This window comes from Sodalis endosymbiont of Henestaris halophilus (assembly GCF_900161835.1).
Lineage (GTDB): Bacteria > Pseudomonadota > Gammaproteobacteria > Enterobacterales > Enterobacteriaceae.
Genome location: NZ_LT897836.1, coordinates 1162938 through 1182314, shown reverse-complemented (window position 1 = coordinate 1182314; position 19377 = coordinate 1162938). Strand labels below are relative to the sequence as shown.

The following is a 19377-nucleotide window of genomic DNA, read 5'->3' as shown; positions in this document are numbered from 1 at the left end:
GCGACCTTATATGGGCGATACTTAAAACAGAATAGTTGTTTTTAAACAAGCTTACCTCACCTAAAATCATTTTGTCAGCTATGGTATTTCCGCAAGATTTAGTTATTGGTAACGCATGAATTACATATTAGTAAATAAGATACAAAAGAAACTAGGCTACACTTTTCAGCAACACGATCTTTTGTTACAGGCGTTAACGCATCGTAGCGCTAGCAAAAAACACAATGAGCGCCTAGAATTTCTAGGTGATTCTATATTAAACTATGTTATCACTAATGCGCTTTATCAGCGTTTCTCTCACCTAGATGAGGGATACATGAGCCGTATGCGCGCTAAGCTGGTGCGAGGCAATATGCTTGCAAAAATGGCGCAAGAATTTGAGCTAGGTGAATGTTTACGTCTTGGTCCGGGGGAGCTGAAAAGCGGCGGTTTCCGCCGTGAATCCATTTTAGCTAACACAGTAGAAGCTTTGATCGGTGGTGTATTCTTAGACAGCGATATTCATACTGTCGAAAAGCTGATCCTTAGTTGGTACCGAATACGTTTAGATGACATTAATCTCAGCGATAAGCAAAAGGATCCAAAAACCCGGCTCCAGGAATATCTTCAAGAACGCCATTTGCCTCTTCCAATCTATCTAGTAGTGCAAGTGCGCGGAGAAGCTCACAATCAGACATTTACAATACACTGTCAGATCAGCAAACTCATGCATTCAATAGTCGGTAGTGGCTCAAGCCGGCGTAAAGCTGAGCAGGCAGCAGCGGAACAAGCACTTAAACTGTTGGAACTTGAATGAGCAAACATACAACCTATTGTGGGTTTGTGGCTCTTGTAGGCCAGCCAAACGTCGGTAAATCTACGTTACTAAATCAGTTATTAGGTCAAAAAATCTCTATTACTTCATGCAAACCGCAAACTACCCGTCATCTCATTATAGGAATTCATACCGAGGGACCTTACCAGGTTATCTATGTAGATACGCCTGGGTTGCATATTGAAGAGAAACGGGCGATCAATCGTTTTATGAATCGCACCGCCAAAAAGTGCCTTAGTGACATAGAAGTAGTAATTTTTGTGGTTGAAAGTACTCGCTGGACTCCTAACGATGAAATGATTATAAACAAATTGCGCCATGTTAGCTGCCCGGTAGTGCTAGCAATCAATAAAGTGGATAATCTCGCTGAAAAGGAACAGCTATTGCCTCATATTCAGTTTCTTAGCCAGCAAATGAAATTCCATCATATTATTCCTATTTGCGCCGAGAAACGCATAAATCTGGATACTTTGGCGAGTATTGTGAGGAAAAACTTGCCGGAAGCTAAGTATCATTTTCCTGTACATTATATTACCAATCGCTCGCAACGTTTCATGGCATCGGAAATCATCCGTGAAAAGCTTATGCGTTTTCTTGGTCAGGAAATTCCGTATTCCGTTACGGTTAAAATTGAACGATTCGCCATGAATGATCGCGGGTTTTACGATATTCAAGGTATAATTTTGGTGGAGCGCGCCGGCCAGAAAAAAATGATTATCGGAAATAAGGGTAGTAAAATAAAGACTATTAGTATCAAATCTCGACAGAATATCGAAACAATGCTTAAAACTCGGGTCTGCCTAAAACTTTGGGTAAAAGTAAAGGCTGGATGGGGTGATGATGAAAATGCCCTGCGCAGTTTAGGATATATCGACGATTTATAGGAAGAATTTGAAGATTTATTAACGTACTATCTTGTTACAAGATAGTATGCATGATTCTGGATTTTTCACCTAAAATTAATAAAAATATGTTTTAATGCGACCTCTAGCTTAAAGGTATAATATGGCTTGTAGTAGGAAAAGACTTTATCAACGTAGATTCTGTTCCTCACAGCTCTACTATCACAAATCTAATGCTTATAGCTATAGAACAGACATATGTTAACGATCTGCTTTCGTGTCTGGAAGATGACATTGGTTTGCAAATAGACATTCCATAACTTTAGTTACCGAGAGGGGCATGCGTGTTAGTGCACTATTGGTTCTTTATAGCTTCAGCTGACGTGAGTTTGCGTTGCATCCTAGCGTCGTAAGATTTTACCAACTAGTAACCAAAACTAGGGAGGGATTCTGGCTGGCACCGATGATGAAAATCCGCCAAGACAAAACGATAAAGAAAGTGAACAGTAAACTGGCTTAAGCAACAGTTTTGTTTTACAATGTAAGATATTGTAGACAATATGTTAAGGGAAGGTAATGTGTTCATTGCTGTTGGGAGTAAATATCGATCATATTGCAACATTACGCAATACGCGCGGGACGTCATGGCCAGATCCTGTTCAAGCTGCTTTTGTTGCTGAACAAGCCGGTGCAGACGTTATTACCGTGCATCTACGAGAAGACTGCCGACATATTACTAATCGTGATGTCCAGTTATTGCGCAAGACAATTCAAACCAAAATGAATCTAGAAATGGCGGTGACAGATGAGATGTTAAGCATTGCTTGCGCCTTGTTACCACACTGTTGTTGTCTTGTGCCGGAAAATCGACAAGAAGTCACTACTGAAGGTGGACTAAATGTGGTTGGCCAATTAGATACACTGCGCCAGGCAGTGACTCGTCTGAACGATGCCGGGATCCAGGTATCTCTGTTTATAGATGCCGATGAGCGTCAAATAGAGGCTGCATCAGACGTGGGTGCAGCCTACATTGAAATTCATACCGGAACTTATGCTGCTGCCACAGACGATAGATTGCGAGCAGCGGAGTTGGCTCGCATTAGCCAAGGTGCACAGTACGCCGGAACACTGGGCCTAAAGGTTAATGCTGGTCATGGTCTTGATTATCATAATGTGAAACCTGTAGCATCGCTGACACTTATACAGGAGCTGAATATCGGCCACGCTATTATCAGTCGCGCTGTGATGAGTGGCCTGTCAGAAGCAGTAAGAAACATGAAACTCCTGATGCGTGAAGCGCGCGGCTGATGGGAATCATCGGTATTGGTACCGATATCGTCGAGATTAGACGTATTGAATCTATTTTTTCCCGCAGCGGCAACCGCCTTGCGCGCCGGATTCTTAGTCCACATGAATGGCTACATTATAAGCTACACAATCAGCCAGTACGTTTCTTAGCTAAACGTTTCGCTGTCAAAGAGGCAGCATCTAAAGCACTTGGTACTAGCATTCGTAATGGACTGGCTTTTGCACAATTTGAAGTTTTTAATGATGAGCTAGGTAAGCCATTGTTGCGGTTATTTTCCCATGCTGCTGATTTGGCTAGCTTATTAGGTGTTACCGGAATGCACGTCACGTTGGCCGATGAGCGTCATTACGCCTACGCTACAGTAATTTTTGAACGATAATATCCAGCGAGGTACTTCTACACCCAGCCGATAGCACACACTGTCTGGGTGTCACCAAACAAACTTTTGTTACAAGCATATAAATATTTTATCCGATATAAACCGGTAATGATAGCTTCATTATATGAAGTATATCTGCTGGTGCGAGGAAGACTATTAGTAGTCATACCGACTATAATAACCAGATATCCTTTTATAGAGACCGGCATCTATCTAATAATACGCGATATAGTTATATTAATAACTTAATTCGGGCATTTTAGTTCACAATTATTTGCAAGTCATGCAACGTTTAGTAAAAATTCAAGCTATTTAAAATCATAATTAAATAATATAATATGAATATTGTTGTTTATTATCATTTCTCGTTGGCACAAATTGATCGTAACTCGTTAATACATTTCAACTTATTCTATTATATGCTAGTGATAGCAAAGACATGTAAGCTAGTTTTCGCTCCTTAACAGATAATTAAAAAGTTTAGTAGTAAGGAATTACTGCTCATTTAACATATATACTGTACTGACTTAATGACGACAATAAATGGTTCGCTTTCGTTACAATAAAATGCAAAATTACCTACTTTTTATCATCTTTAATGGGTATAAAGTAGATCTTTAATTTATCAGGGCACTAAATGAGTGGGAAAGCAATTTGATAATCCTAACGGCCATATAAACCTCGTCATTATACTGCCTTTATTAAAGGCAACAAGACAGATTGCTGTTTGTTAGCTAACAGAAGAAATTTCCCACCTTATGCTAGCATTTTTTTTGCGGTAATTGATTTCAACTAAGCTTTGTATTGCAAATTTATGAATATTCTTAGTACATTATCATCATCTAGTGAACTCATAATATTCAAAAAGAGAATATTTACACCAAGATCGAAATAACAGAATTTAATACCTATACTATGATTCATTAGTGGTTGCGTGTCCAATATACCGATTTTATCAAGGGGATTCCTGCGGAATCATATAGATATAACTGTGATATAGCGGCAGCATGCCGTCCTGGGATCGTACTCAGCTCCCATACAATGACGGGGACTCATAATACGCATGATGATTACCAATAGTCATTCGTTTACGGATTACAGGAAACAAAATATCTAGTAATGACTTGAAATTGCATGAGATAGTATTATAATTCCATCTAAATTCAGGCTTGATTTTAAATCAGTTACTTTATCGTTAAGTGTGCAGTTTAGTGTTTATTTGAGATTCTGGTGCAACAGCTCTAGAAATAATAAGTTGGTTAACGCTTCTTGCGCTAGAAATATTTGAGGAGATAGTTCAGCTATGTTTAATTTATACTTTGTATAATTACAGAGTGTTAAGTCAGCATGTTGTTTGTAGTTTTTTATTCGTAAAATTATTTATTGCTATTAACAATACCTGCATGCCGTTTTACTCAGCTATTAATACCGAATTTATCAGTTTTTAAGAGAAGTTGAGTACCACCAGTCTAGATGTACTAATTATGATTATATAATAACAATCTGCTTTGAGTTTTGAAGAATATAAATTCTTTATAGATGTTTATTTTTTCTGTTGATATCTCGCATTTCGCTCATGTGCTGCTGTTTTTTACGATTATCAACAAATTTCATTTATAGTTTTTGATGATAGAGTTATAATCATTATTAATAATAAAATACATGTTTTATTGATTAACTCATACGTTATCGAGGCTGGTATTTAGCTTGCAATGACTTTTATTAACATATTGCTTTGCAAGAAATTTCACTATGTTGACTGGCTAACGCTGATCATTTCGACACTTTTATATCCTAAGATGGTGCGATATAGATCGGTATAAAAAGGTGTATCCGTAATAAACTGATAATTGTTTATGCTTTGATGTCATGCGACAATATCAAGAAGACGGAAAAGAACTCTAAAATACAGCGATAACATTTCCTGTCTTGCATAAATCATTAATTATTACTAGTAGTTTTACACTAAACACTTAATGATGAGTATGTGAATTCATGTAGTATCAGTGTAGTAAATATGTTAATTAACCTAAAGGACATTAAATATTTAATATATGCCTAGAATGGTCATTCTGTTTAATTATCATGACAGTCAAGTGTTAAATAAATTAAAATCTCAGTTGACCTGATGCGTGTTGCCAGGTCTTTTATTTATCTAAATTCTAACGTTCCTAACCCGATACTAACGTATACGTGCGTCATCGTATCACATAAGTAACGAAATTAGAAGTATTCACAGACCAAGAGTTACATTAAATCCAGCGTCGCATGACGATTGTGTGCCAACATGATCAGCATTCGCATTATGGTAGAGTAAGACAAAATTTATTCAAATTATGATTATTGATGTGAAGGCCACAAAATGTGTATATTAGGTTTATACTGGTTTTACTGCCTCCTTGATTATCATACAACTAATAAATTTTCTTATACGATCGAAAGTCAGCAATTGATATAAAACTCTGTCCTAATTATGATAAGTTTTATGGCTCTGTTAAGCAGTTTAACCTGTGCTATCAGGAACATTATAGTAAATATAAATGTACCGTTAGTTTTTTAGTGGTTTACAGTTTATCAACGGGATTATAGCTGCTGATTCTGAACGATCATGGTCTTAGAAATATATTTTCTGATTAGCTGTTATATCTTGGCTATGACAAAGTTATAGCCAAGTTAGGGCATTATAGTACTTATGTTCCATGATTTTCCATATGGAAAAAAGCGTATCCCAGAAAAAGATTAGCGCCTCATTTACAGGATTTGATATAGCTGATAGTAAATTCACTGTTGCATAGTAAAATTACTGCCTATTGGGGGAGATAGTCGTACTACATCCTTCGATGGAGAGAAATCTGATGCTCTTATTCATCAAGTAAATCTAGTGAGTAATTAATCGTAGAGTATAGTGATCATCACATTACTATCTAAAAATTCTTTTTTGAAGTGTGGTTACTCGCGATTACCGTCCTGTATCACGGGATAGTTCCCACTTTATGTAGACTTCATTTAGAACTTATGCAATCCCATAGAGTCAATCTTTTGCTACTTTCTTTTGGCCATAAGAAAGGTAGGAAGTTAGGTGTTTCTTTTGCCTGACTGTTAAAATTCGCGATGTGTGGCTAAAAAATGATTAAAACCGTATGGTTCTAGTAGGGACCATCGATATTATTAGCTAGTCTTTAATTTTCGGCATTAAAATTACTTTTGCCCGTTTGTTTCGATGCCTATTCTGGTAAATAGGGGGTAAGGTTATAAATTATCTTAAGGTGGTTACGTTTTATCTTACCTTCAGTTTATCAAGATTATCTGTAGCGCGGACCATCGCCCTCCAAAATAGTATCGAAAATATGTCTAATTAGGTGACCACTATCTTGTTAGGACTTACATTTACATGACTTATATAATTTAACAATTTAGAGGAGTATTTTTGACAAATCTAACTACCCGAAGTGATGTTTTTTTTGATTTAGACGGCACGTTGCATCAACAGAATATGTTCGGTAGCTTTTTGCGCTATTTACTTGCTCACTTGCCGCTAAATATCATGCTAGTAATTCCTGTTTTGCCACTTGTGGCTTTTGGACTGCTGGTAAGGGGGTTCTCGGTACGCTGGCCGATCAGTTTGCTGCTTTGGTCAATTACTTTTGGTCATAAAGAAGCCAGGCTACAAGCATTACAGGTAGAATTTGTAGCGGCTTTCCGACAGCGAATACGGCGTTTTCCACAAGTATTGGCACGCCTAGAAGAATACCTTGCCAGGCAAGATATTCAAGTATGGCTTATTACCGGCTCGCCCGAATCGCTGGTGCAAAAAGTTTACCATGATGCGGCATTCCTGCCTAAAGTACGGCTTATCGGCAGCCGAATACTCAGGTGCTACGGTGGTTGGGTGCTGACCCTGCGCTGTGTAGGATATGCAAAAGTGTCACAGCTGGAGTACGAGCTAAGAATCCCGTTAAAGTTGTATAGCGGTTATAGCGATAGCGTTAACGACAATCCGTTGCTTTATTATTGCAAATACCGCTGGCGGGTAACTCGTAATGGTCAACTTAAGCTACTAGATTGATCTCGCCTATTAAATAATTTCCTATCCAAGTATAATCTGGTTTTGGTCGTCAATACTTGGGGGGCACATGAGAGATCATTGTAGCGATGAATTTTGGATGAGTCAGGCCTTAAAGATGGCTGCACGTGCCGAAGCCGAAGGAGAGGTACCGGTAGGTGCGGTATTAGTGTTGAACAACGAGATTATCGGTAAAGGCTGGAATTGTTCTATCAGTCATCATGATCCTACGGCCCATGCTGAAATCATGGCGCTGCGTCATGGAGGTAAGTGGGTAGGCAATTATCGGTTGCTCAATGCGGCTATTTATGTGACTCTAGAACCGTGTTTGATGTGCGCTGGTGCGATGATCCACGCCAGGATCTGCCATTTAGTGTTTGGTGCTCGTGACGAAAAAAACAGCGCGTCGGGATCGTTGCTAGATGTGCTCAACCATCATAGCAGGAATCATCGGGTTATGCTCACGGGCGGCGTGTTGTCTCAGGCGTGTTCGGCCCAACTAAGGGCCTTTTTTCGATTGCGCAGGGCAAGCGCATTGTCTGACGTTAAAAATGTTGCTATCTGATGCACTTTCTACGTCTTTAGCCAGGTGATTGGTGGATGAACCCCGTTTATAAGCCTCAATAGGTCCGTCTTATTAATGCGTATGATGATATTGCTTTCAGCAATAGGGTGAAACAAGGTAAAGTAAAACGCTTTTGCCTGCCGAGGATGCACTTGTGCATACCTCAAAACATTTTAACACGCAAAATAAAGATCCTTGTTAAGGATGTATCATTGGCAAATGATTTAGTTGATCATTAAGATATGAAAACTCTACGACGTTACCATCACACAAGTAAGAGTTAACATAATCGGCATCTAGGCTGTCAATTGCGTTTTCCTTTTCTTTTTTTATTCAGATAGCGCATAAATTTGATTTCATCGCATAAGATATTTTTAACATGCGTTATAATATTATTAACCCTAAGTAGGGACAATATGTGTCATACACTTACCCCTCGCAACATTTTTCGATAAAGATTAATTAATTAATCATATTGACACTCGCTATCCTAACTTAGGATACAGCTTATTTAACTATTGAAGTTGAGGAATATGCGCTTCACTCAAAAAAAATCTCTAGGGTTATACTAACGATTCTTTAATTTTTAAAGCATAACTGGCCTAGAAGGTAAATTAGTTTCTGTGATAACTACAAATCTAGTATTAAAGATTTATAGTGAATCTATTCAGTAACTCGGTGTAATTATCTAAGTAATCATGTAGCGTATTCAGGTTGTTGCGGACTCTAATCTTCAGTTCGACGTTGTGTTGAGTCGCAAAAGCATTGCGTCAGATCTTAATCTACGCTTGCTTGTTATTTATCAACGTGATAGTAACTTAGGGTGCATGTTAATAATGTTAAAGTAAAAAAATGTCAATAAAGATTTTAATAAATATTAAAACTAATTATGATGTTATGATCATACGCAAAGCAATTCTTACTGTCTTTAACAGTAACATTACTATGGTCCTTCTCTAAACATGAGAAGGTTTGCGTAATCAAGCGTTACCGCATAACAAAATTTACGCTCGTTTCTTCCTGTTGTTTGTTGCATCTTATGAATATTCGTCTTCCCCACCCTGCAATTGGTTAGTTTAAAGACGAGAAACTATTAATTATGGAAATATTTCATGGTTCACCGGCGCTGTCCGCATCTAGCATTAATAAGTTGCTAATTCGCTGTCATAAGGCCTGCTTGCTTGTAGATGATATTTATGTTGAATACATTTATTTCCTTGATTTTAGCGTTTCGTTAGACGAAGAAGCATTAATCCGGTTGCGGCAGATATTGAAATACGGCTCTTCTTTAGCCGAACACCAGTCGTTGAGGCGATTATTGTTGGTGACACCGCGCCCTGGCACGCGGTCTTCCTGGTCGTTAAAAGCTACTGATATTGCCCATAACTGCGGTTTGCACCAGATAAAATGCTTAGAGCGTGGTTTGGCTTATTATGTTAAGGCACCGCAATTAAGTGAGCCTCAGTGGCGACAGCTCACGACCCTATTACACAATAGTATGGTAGAAACCGTGTTCAATCATTTAGAAGAGGCGCAGGCATTATTCGCCCAGTCTACGGTAGTGCCAGTGACGCTGGTGGATGTGATGAGCAAAAAACGAGGTGCGCTGGAGGCAGCTAGTTTGGCTCTAAATCTGGCTTTAGTGCGTGATGAAATAGAATATAGCTTAGTAGCGTTCACCACCTTGGGGTTTAACCCCAGCGATGTTGAATTGTATATATCCTCGAAAGCAAAATTCAAGCATTTCCGACATACAATTTTCAATGCCGCCTGGACGATCGATAAACATTCGCAGGCAAAATCGTTATTTAATATGATTAAAAATACTTTTGATCAGACGCCAGTATTTGTGTTCTCTGCTTATAAAGAAAATGCGGCTGTTATGGAAGGATCGGCGGTAGGGCGTTTTTTTTCTGATGCGCAGACGAGATGTTATGACTACCATCAGGAAGAGGTGCATATTTTGATGAAAGTTGAAATTCACAACCATCTGACTGCTATATCTCCCTGGATCGGTGCGGCCATCGGCTCTGGTGGCGAAATCCGCGATGAAGGCTATACTGGCCGTGGCGCCAAGCAGAAAGCTGGGTTGGTTGGTTTTTCTGTTTCTAATTTATGCATTCCTGGCTTTGAACAGCCGTGGGAAGAAAAATTTGATATTCCAGAGAGAATCGTAAGTGCATTGGATATTATGGTCAACGGACCTCTTGGAAGTGCGTCATTCAATAATAAATTTGGCCGACCTGTGCTGGCTGGCTATTTTCGTACTTATGAAGAGTGCGTTAATAGTCATAACGGCACGGAAGTGCGTGGTTACCATCAACCTATCATGCTGGTCGGTGGCATCGGCAATATCTGCGCGTCGCACGTCCAAAAAGGTAAAGTGCGCATTGGAGCCAAGATTATTGTTTTAGGTAATAGGCGGATGAAGATCAGCCGGGAGGAAGAGGGCGATTCTTTGAAGGTTTCTGAACAGTCAAAATTTCACTTGAATTTTGCCTTGTTTCATCGCGAAAACCCGGAAATAGAACGCTGTTGCCAGGAGGTGATCGACTGTTGCTGGCAACGTGGTAAGGAAAATCCAATTATCTCTATTTATAAAGTGAGCTTTGGTAACGTATATAACGCGATGCTAGAACTAATCAGCGATAGTAGATGCGGCGACCGTTTACAGTCGCTCAAAATCCTCAATAACGACCTGGACATTAGCTCGCTGGAAGCGTGGTTCAATGAGTTCACGGAGAATTATGTGATGGTGGTAGCTCCGAATAAGCTGGTAGAATTTGACGCAATTTGCTGCCGTGAGCGCGCGCCTTATACTGTCATTGGGGAAGTAACACAAGTATTAGGGCTCAATTTAGACGACAATGATTTCAGCGATAGGTCGATTGATTTACCGCCGGACATCCGACTTAGCCAGAAGATAAAAATGCTGCGGGAAGTAGTTAGTTTTCAGTCGGTTGGCAACTTTTTAAACTGCTCCGACATTACACTAACTGAGGCCATAAACCGCGTACTGCATTTACCAGCTGTAGCGGAAAAAACATTTCTTATCACTATTTGTGATCGTAGCGTGACCTGCATGGTAGCGCGCGATCAAATGATTGGACCATGGCAAATACCAGTCGCGGATTGTGCCATCACGACAGCTAGTCTGGATAGTTACTACGGTGAGGTTATGTCCATTGGTGAACGTGCTCCAGTGGCATTATTGAATTTTGCAGCTTCTGCCCGTCTTGCAGTGGGCGAAGCGCTCACAAACCTGGCTGCAACTCACATTGGCGATATTCAGCGTATAAAACTCTCGGCCAACTGGATGGCAGCTTTAGGTCATCCCGGCGAAGATGCCGGTCTCTATCAGGCAGTCCAAGCTGTAAGAGAAGAGCTTTGCCCTGCGCTGGGAATAACTATTACTATGGGAAAAGATTTCATGCCGGAAACGCGCTGGCAGCAAGAGGTGTCTGAGGCAGCAATGATTGCACCTATGTCATTATTCATAACTGCTTTTGCCCGCATAGAAGATGTGCGTGCGACCGTAACGCCGCAATTGCAGCCCACATGCGATAATATGCTATTATTTATTGATTTGGGCAACGGGCGTCAAGCTCTTGGCGGTACCGCTTTGGCACAAGTCTACCGCCAGCTCGGAGATGACACCGCTGACGTGCACAATGTGGGACAGTTAGCCGGCTTTTTTCGCGCCATGCAACAATTAGTGGCGGAAAGAAAGCTTTTAGCTTACCACGACCGCTCTGACGGTGGTTTACTAGTTACATTGACTGAAATGGCGTTTGCCGGTCATTGCGGGATTAATGCTGATATTGGCGCGCTAGGAAATGACGCGTTATCCATACTGTTTAATGAAGAACTAGGCGCCGTTATACAAATTAAAAAATCCGACCTCGACGTGGTAACTCATTGTTTCCATCAAGAAGGACTTGAGGATGTTATCCATTATCTGGGTACGGCTGAGCCTGGAGATCGTTTTATTCTGCATAATGGCGCGCGCCTACTTTACAGCGAAAGTCGCACCACCCTAAGAACCTGTTGGGCAGAAACTAGCTGGCAGATGCAACGATTGCGTGACAATCCTGAATGCTCTGATCAAGAGCATGCGGCTCGTCAGGACGATAACGATCCAGGTCTTACGGTAGCCTTGCGGTTTGATCCTGCGGACGATATCGCCGCGCCTTTTATAGCCAAGGGAGCACGACCAAAAGTCGCAGTGTTGCGGGAACAGGGTGTTAATTCCCATGTGGAGATGGCTGCTGCCTTTCATCGTGCTGGCTTTGAGTCTATCGATGTGCATATGAGCGATCTTCTTGTCGGTATGTTAACGTTGAAGGATTTCCACATGATAGTGGCCTGCGGAGGTTTTTCTTATGGAGATGTGTTGGGCGCGGGTGAAGGTTGGGCAAAGTCGATTTTGTACAACCAGCTAGTGCGCGATGATTTCGAGGCGTTTTTTTATCGGCCGCAAACCCTGGCACTGGGGGTAAGCAATGGGTGTCAGATGATGTCAAATTTACGTGAATTAATTCCCGGAGCGGAATTGTGGCCAAACTTTGTTCGCAATAAATCTGAATGCTTTGAAGCGAGATTTAGCCTGGTAGAAGTTATAAAAAGTCCGTCGCTGTTGTTGCAGGACATGGTCGGTTCTCGTATCCCTATAACTGTTTCTCATGGAGAAGGTCGGGTAGAAATGCGTAACGCGGCGCATTTAGCGGAGATAGAGCATGCGGGTTTGGTATCGCTGCGCTATGTGAACAACTATGGCAAGGTAACGGAAAACTATCCCGCAAACCCTAATGGTTCACCAAATGGCATCACTGCTGTGACCAACGTCAGTGGACGCGTTACCCTGACCATGCCTCACCCTGAACGGGTGTTCCGTACCGTCAGTAATTCTTGGCATCCAGTAAACTGGGGGGAAGATGGGCCTTGGATGCGACTATTCCGTAACGCACGTAAACAACTAGGCTAACCTTGTTGGGGGGTTAGAACCCCCCCCCACCCCTCAACATGTGTCCTCTGCGCGTTTAGGCGCGCAGAGGACACATGTTGAGCATATTGTAATAGCACTCTTATCATGCTATTCCGCATGATAAAGATGATAGGCTGCTTACTTTTGCTTTTCTTGTCATTTATTCTCCAGAATTTAGTGGCGAGATGGTGTTCAATATTTTACTAAAGCGTCTATTTATGGCGCCAAAAGGGAATGTCTTAATTAGTTTTGTATGTATTTAGTAGATGTAACAAGACAATTAGATGAAATAACGTGTAATTAGCAAATTGCTAATAAAATGTGTTATCTAGTACTGTGTCTGATATATCCGACTTAGTCGTTAATTAAACTTGATACGATAGTGCCTTAATAATAGCATTATCTTGATCTATATCTTTTTCATGATTTACAATCAACGAGTACTGCAATTCAACTAATCATTATTTGCTTTTAATAATGATAGGGAGAAACATTGAGTTTTAGACATACTCTATTTATGCAAATAATACCTTACTTATAATAGAGTATATTTGTTCTTTCCAGCTAGGTAAAAGCTTGGAAGTCATAAAGGTCTTATCCGTTACTATGTCAAGACGATGACTGTATAACAAATAGCATCTTTTGTGTTTTTGGTTCGATGTGCTACTTGAGTAACCTGGTAGGGTTCTACTGGTGTGTAGTATACTGTAATTGCTGATGATTTGGCACAGAACAACCCCTGAGTATCAATATAATTTTTCGGGTCCGCACCATCGCTTATAATTGTAAGCGTTGTTGACTATTAGCAAAAACTTCATTATAAACACAGTGTTCTTGAGTAGAAATAAGTGCTGATTCTGCAGATGCTTAGAACGGAAAACCGTATGTAAAATTCAGGATATGTCCTAGCGGATTATTTGACTGAATTAGTAATTTAACTTGTTTAAGGCATGCTTGTGTCATTCATGTTTTAACCATATTTACCATGAATTGAAGACCTAACTAACATTATCTTAGGCAAGGGTTTTGAATGTTTCTTGTGTCAGACAAAGTTTGCTTTCTTTTTCCCGGCCTAGAAAAGAAATTTACGATGATATTGGGTATCATTGCCGCTCACAGGCTACCGGGTTTATAGCTGACTATAAGGTATTCAAAAATGATAATACCTTTTAGTGACTTATTGTATCACACGGTCTAGGATTGAAAAATCCTAGACCGTGTGATGCAATAATTTGCATTTCAGTGCGGGTTGCATTACGGCTAGGAATCTACTAGTTACATTTAAGTATTACATCGTGGCAACAAACCGCCCAATCCTGGCATAAAAACACGATGAAATACAAGCGAATCTAGATTTAGACATGATCAGGATCGTATCCGCTGCTGAATGAGCGGCAAGCTTGCTTTGGTGTGCATCTATTAAGCTGCGGTCTTGTTTTGGATTACTATTCCTATTCTCAAAGAGAATAAGTTAATACATGATTAAAGCAATACGTTAACTGCGATAGATTTACAAAGTTATTTTTGTTTGGTCGGTATCAAATTACGTGAAGCGCTTATGATGTTTGTTTGTGCTGATATATTCTATTCGGCTAGCGGTTAACTGCTAGTTACCTCTTTGCTTAATAAAACGGTAGGTATTACATACTTATTTAATACAGTTAACATTTAATTGCATGCGTAAGTTATGCGATGATATTTAGAAACCTGACTATGGGTTTGTGAATAAACCTGACTGTTATTAGCTAATATTTATGGGGCAAACGCTGGCTAATGGCGCCGTTTCAAGAACACGTAGAAAGATGTAAATATCAGGGTGTATTTGATAGAGTAATTTTTTCAAAAACTTTTCGTGATTTTGCGTCGATATTTACGTGAAACCAAAGGGCATTAAAGGTTTATCAGCGCTTGCTGCGTTTACCACGATGGCTTTCAGGAAAACATTATTCACATTTAACTCTGATAATAGCACTATAATGTAATGTAAATAAAATTAACTGATAAACTCACCCCCGTACCTACCGGTCAGCATCTGGTAAGCAACAAACAAGTTCGTGTTTTACCAAGCGCGCGATCAACTGTTTAAACAGGGCATGCGAAACTAATATCGGCAAGCAATAAATTTTGATTGATATTAGACGTATTATGAGGTCGAGGAAAATAACTAAATTAATACCCCTGCCAAACATGCTCATTTACTACTGGTGGATGCTGATAGCATAATGCTGCAGTTGTGTTATATGAAATTAACCCAAGATAGGTTCACGGCAAAAATCGTGTAAAATTAACTAGAAGTTTACAGCAACTTCGACACAATACAATTTACTAAATAATTAGTAAATTAGCATTATATGGATAAAATGGACTATATCGTGATGTTCAATGCCATATAACAATTGTTTATTTACTTTTACGGTACAGCATTATTATCACCAGATTAACGCGATTGCGAAAGTAGTGTCGGCGACTCAGTGAAAAGATGTGTAATTTCCTAATTAAATTGGTAGACTGTGACCCTCATTTTTTTATTGTTGCTACTAAGCATTTGTGCTGACTCAACTAGTTAGTTGATTCTTCATTTTTTGCGATGTTATTACTGGGTCATACTGCTATCTAGCATACGAAGGTGCGCAACCAAGTACGGCGAGGTATTTTTATAAACGAGGTCAGTTAGCGTGAAAGAGCAATTATAAGACCGCGGATGAGTGGGGGCGCTCTTTATCGACGATAATTAGTAAAATGTCACTATCGTTGCAAATTAACTTATAGTGGGTAATGCAAGATCTCAAGTACGCGCTTATTTGTCAGCCGATTGCGATCTTTTCATATCTCATTTTCGCTCTCATTATGATCTACCGAAAGGTATCGGTAGGAAAGGAGGCGAAGTTTTGCAATAATTTATTTTATTTTTTTGCTTTTGTTATCCGGATATTATCCGCGTTACACTAGCAAATTAATAATATCGCTATGGTATAATATCTTCCTTGCGTATTGTTTACAGATACTTTTGAAGTGGGCTAGTAACCGATGGTTGACTGGTAAATATATACTAACTAGTAAACGTGATAAAGTAACGTAGAGTGTTAACCTTAATACCGATCATTTAGTTATCGCGTTGTGGCTAATGATATCGGAGCAGTACTTGACGATCTACGAAGATATACGTTATTAGCATAAGCTCTAATTTTGCATAACTTATTAAAATAACTTGCAAAATATTACTCAAGATCCATCTATATAAATGTCGCATCCATATAGAATTTTATAACCTATTGTTTTGCTATGCTACTATTCATTGATTTTAAAGATTAATCGGTAATTTCGTACAGTTGGTTTTTCTAATGTGGTATAAAGTAAGTAATAAAAATAATGCAATCATTCAAGCAGTTAATTAATGCAGCCATTCAAACGTCTAAATGAGACTCTGTGCTCAAGGAAGTTACCGTAGTCATCAGCATTGCCGGGATAGTTATAACTATAGTAAAAGGATTTAATCGATAAAAAAGCCATAATCAATTGTAACATGGTAGAGAGTACATGAAGGGTCTTTTCTATCTTAAGCTAACATTACATTGATAATCCAGATGATATCCGTCAACAAATAACTTGACATAATTAGGCATAATAACCAGATCTGACAATACCGCGATGGCGTCAAGTTTTCATCTTTGAATGTCCACTAGGGTAGTATACTGCCATACGAACGAGGATGGATAGACAAGCAATCTGGCCCGATCTGCATGCCTGCCTACGCAAAGTAGGCCGATCGGGCTAGATTGTTATGCAACGCGGGTTTCCATAACTTTTGTATAGCCAATTTAGGCCTCCGCGTGGCTTTAACACAAATAAAATATATGATTTATGGGCGGATACTTAGCACTGAAAATATTTCGTAAAAGCAGTCCGTGGAGGACACGCAATCGATAAAACTGTTTTAAGTAAATTGCTTGCATAAAACTCAGCGATAGGACTTGTAAGAAATAAAACCAATTAAACTTATTATTAGTCATCTCCCATCTAAATTGCTGTAGCAAGTGAACGAATAGTCAGGAGAAACAGATGTTAAAGCGTGATATAAACATTGCAGATTATGATGCCGAATTGTGGCAGGCAATGAAGCAGGAAGTGATACGCCAAGAAGAGCACATTGAACTGATTGCTTCTGAAAACTACACCAGTACTCGTGTTATGGAGGCGCAGGGCTCACAGCTTACCAATAAGTACGCTGAAGGTTATCCCGGCAAGCGTTACTACGGCGGATGTGAATATGTCGACGTGATTGAACAGTTAGCCATCGATCGCGCAAAGGCATTGTTTGACGCTGATTATGCTAATGTACAGCCTCATTCTGGTTCACAGGCTAATTTCGCTGTTTATACAACTTTGTTGCAACCAGGTGATACCATGTTGGGTATGAATTTAGCACACGGCGGTCATTTAACCCATGGCTCTCCAGTCAACTTCTCTGGTAAATTATATAATATCGTGTCTTACGGCATCAATGAGAGCGGCCATATTGATTATGAGCAGTTATCCAAACTAGCAAAAAATCATCAGCCCAAAATGATTATTGGTGGTTTTTCCGCTTATTCTGGCTTTGTAGATTGGGCCAAAATGCGGCAAATTGCTAATAGCATCGGCGCTTATCTGTTTGTGGACATGGCCCACGTGGCGGGCCTTATCGCAGCTAGGGTGTATCCGAACCCTTTACATCACGCGCACGTAGTCACCACTACGACTCATAAAACGCTTGCCGGTCCTCGTGGTGGTTTAATCCTGGCCAAAGGTGGCAGCGAAAAGTTATACAAAAAATTAAACTCTGCCGTCTTTCCAGGTGCACAGGGAGGTCCGTTAATGCATGTAATTGCAGCCAAGGCAGTAGCGCTGAAGGAGGCTATGGAGCCCGCATTTAAAACTTATCAGTTGCAAGTAATCAAAAATGCTAAGGCTATGGTGGATGTCTTTTTGTCGCGAGGATTCAAAGTTGTCTCCGGCGCTACTAACAATCACCTATTCCTGCTAGATTTAGTAAATAAAAACCTAACTGGAATTGAAGCCGATACGGCCCTGGGACTTGCCAATATAACTGTTAATAAAAATAGCGTGCCAAATGATCCTAAAAGCCCGTTAGTTACCTCAGGGATGCGTATCGGTACGCCAGCGGTTACTCGCCGCGGCTTTACCGAACCTGATGTACGTGAATTAGCCGGCTGGATGTGCGATGTACTAGACAATATCAACGACTCTACGATCATTAAACGTACTAAAAATAAAGTGCTCGATATTTGTGCTAGGCACCCCGTGTATACTTGATATCCACATAAGGCATACAGATTAATTATAATTAGAAAAGGGGTAGAATAAAAGGAATTCATAGATTTTGCATAATCAAAAGATTATCTACTACTTGAGATTCAATCTGTTTTTATTTTACTCTGCTTATTGATCAGCTTAAAATTATTATCTACTTTTTCTGTAAATCTGTTTTTGCATTTGTTAATCGCTAAAATAACGCTATCACATCTTGTTATCTTTTGACTGGAACGAATAAGAGGCGTTTATTCTAACGTAATTATTGCTGCTCGGGTACGTTTAGCGGAATAAAATATTTTATTTAACCGCTCTTCGCGAATGACAGCGTTTCATCTTGGTACTTGAATAAAAAACATATTTATTTAACTAAATATTTTAGGAAAACTTTCCACTTAAAGTTACGCGAAACGTTGCCTGTACCTCCTACATCAGTTAGTTTACTTTTGATTCAGCCATAGTATTGCTGCTTACACTGATTTAACGTTGGCGTTTCATTAATCCATTTTATCTTGGAGCACGATTATTTTTTGCAGCATGAAGAATTTTAGCGCTGGACAGTTAATAAGATCTTAATTCCGTAAAGTACGTTACTATATCTAGTGTATCTTTCATGTTTATAACGTTCGCCGTAAGTGATCGGCTTTGTATGCTTAATTCCTTCTTGTAAGTGCTGATAACTACCGCAGTTACGGTGTGCTAGGGTGCCCCAGGATGCTTTATTTTAACTAGGTGCTAAATAGTGTGATATGCATCTGCAATGTTTTGTTCCTGATCACGTTACTGCTATCTACTATGTCGTGTCGACAAACATTAGATAACTATTAACGCAGTAATAAATCACAAAGAATAAGGATCCATGATTACCCTAAAACATCTCCGGTATCGGAGATAGCTGGAAATACTGCAATGTCTATTCATTCCTTTGGAATTTTACTTTTATAATATTATTCCAGTCAAATTTGGTAAATAACAGAAACGGATGTCAGCCCTGAATATCCGTATTAATTGATCTGTCTGTATATTGATTACCCCCTGCTGTTATTCAGTTGCTGAATTGCTTGACTGACTTTAATGCGATAGGGTAATGCAACAGCTTTCCTCTTGTGCG

The 19377-nt window shown here is 39.6% G+C and carries 8 protein-coding genes; all 8 read left to right on the top strand.

Annotated features, from left to right (window positions below; translation table 11 throughout):
• Positions 1-115: 115 nt before the first annotated feature.
• The 8 genes from rnc (at position 116) to glyA (ending at position 18269) form a co-directional block, all read left to right on the top strand.
• The gene (rnc, locus tag HBA_RS02545) at positions 116-796 is read left to right on the top strand and encodes a ribonuclease III (protein ID WP_097032451.1); all 681 of its coding nucleotides are present in this window, start codon (positions 116-118) and stop codon (positions 794-796) included.
• Positions 793-1698 (top strand): GTPase Era, encoded by a 906-nt coding sequence (era, locus tag HBA_RS02540; RefSeq protein ID WP_097032450.1) that lies wholly within the window; start codon positions 793-795, stop codon positions 1696-1698. Before rnc ends, era begins: the two co-directional genes overlap by 4 nt.
• Before the next feature lie 534 nt (positions 1699-2232).
• A complete protein-coding gene (pdxJ, locus tag HBA_RS02535) occupies positions 2233-2964 on the top strand; it encodes a pyridoxine 5'-phosphate synthase (protein WP_097032449.1) in 732 nt (243 codons plus the stop codon).
• On the top strand, positions 2964-3344 hold the full coding sequence (acpS, locus tag HBA_RS02530; protein ID WP_097032448.1) for a holo-ACP synthase: 381 nt from the start codon (positions 2964-2966) through the stop codon (positions 3342-3344). Before pdxJ ends, acpS begins: the two co-directional genes overlap by 1 nt.
• Positions 3345-6771: 3427 nt before the next feature.
• On the top strand, positions 6772-7410 hold the full coding sequence (gene yfhb / locus HBA_RS02525; protein ID WP_097032447.1) for a phosphatidylglycerophosphatase C: 639 nt from the start codon (positions 6772-6774) through the stop codon (positions 7408-7410).
• Between the two features lie 67 nt (positions 7411-7477).
• Entirely contained in the window at positions 7478-7972 is a 495-nt protein-coding gene (gene tadA, locus HBA_RS02520; RefSeq protein ID WP_097032446.1) for a tRNA adenosine(34) deaminase TadA, read from the top strand.
• Positions 7973-9071: 1099 nt separating this feature from the next.
• Positions 9072-12956, top strand: coding sequence for a phosphoribosylformylglycinamidine synthase (gene purL / locus HBA_RS02515; protein WP_457920920.1), 3885 nt, complete (start codon positions 9072-9074; stop codon positions 12954-12956).
• 4059 nt (positions 12957-17015) lie between these two features.
• Entirely contained in the window at positions 17016-18269 is a 1254-nt protein-coding gene (gene glyA, locus HBA_RS02510; RefSeq protein WP_097032444.1) for a serine hydroxymethyltransferase, read from the top strand.
• The last annotated feature ends 1108 nt before the right edge of the window (positions 18270-19377 follow it).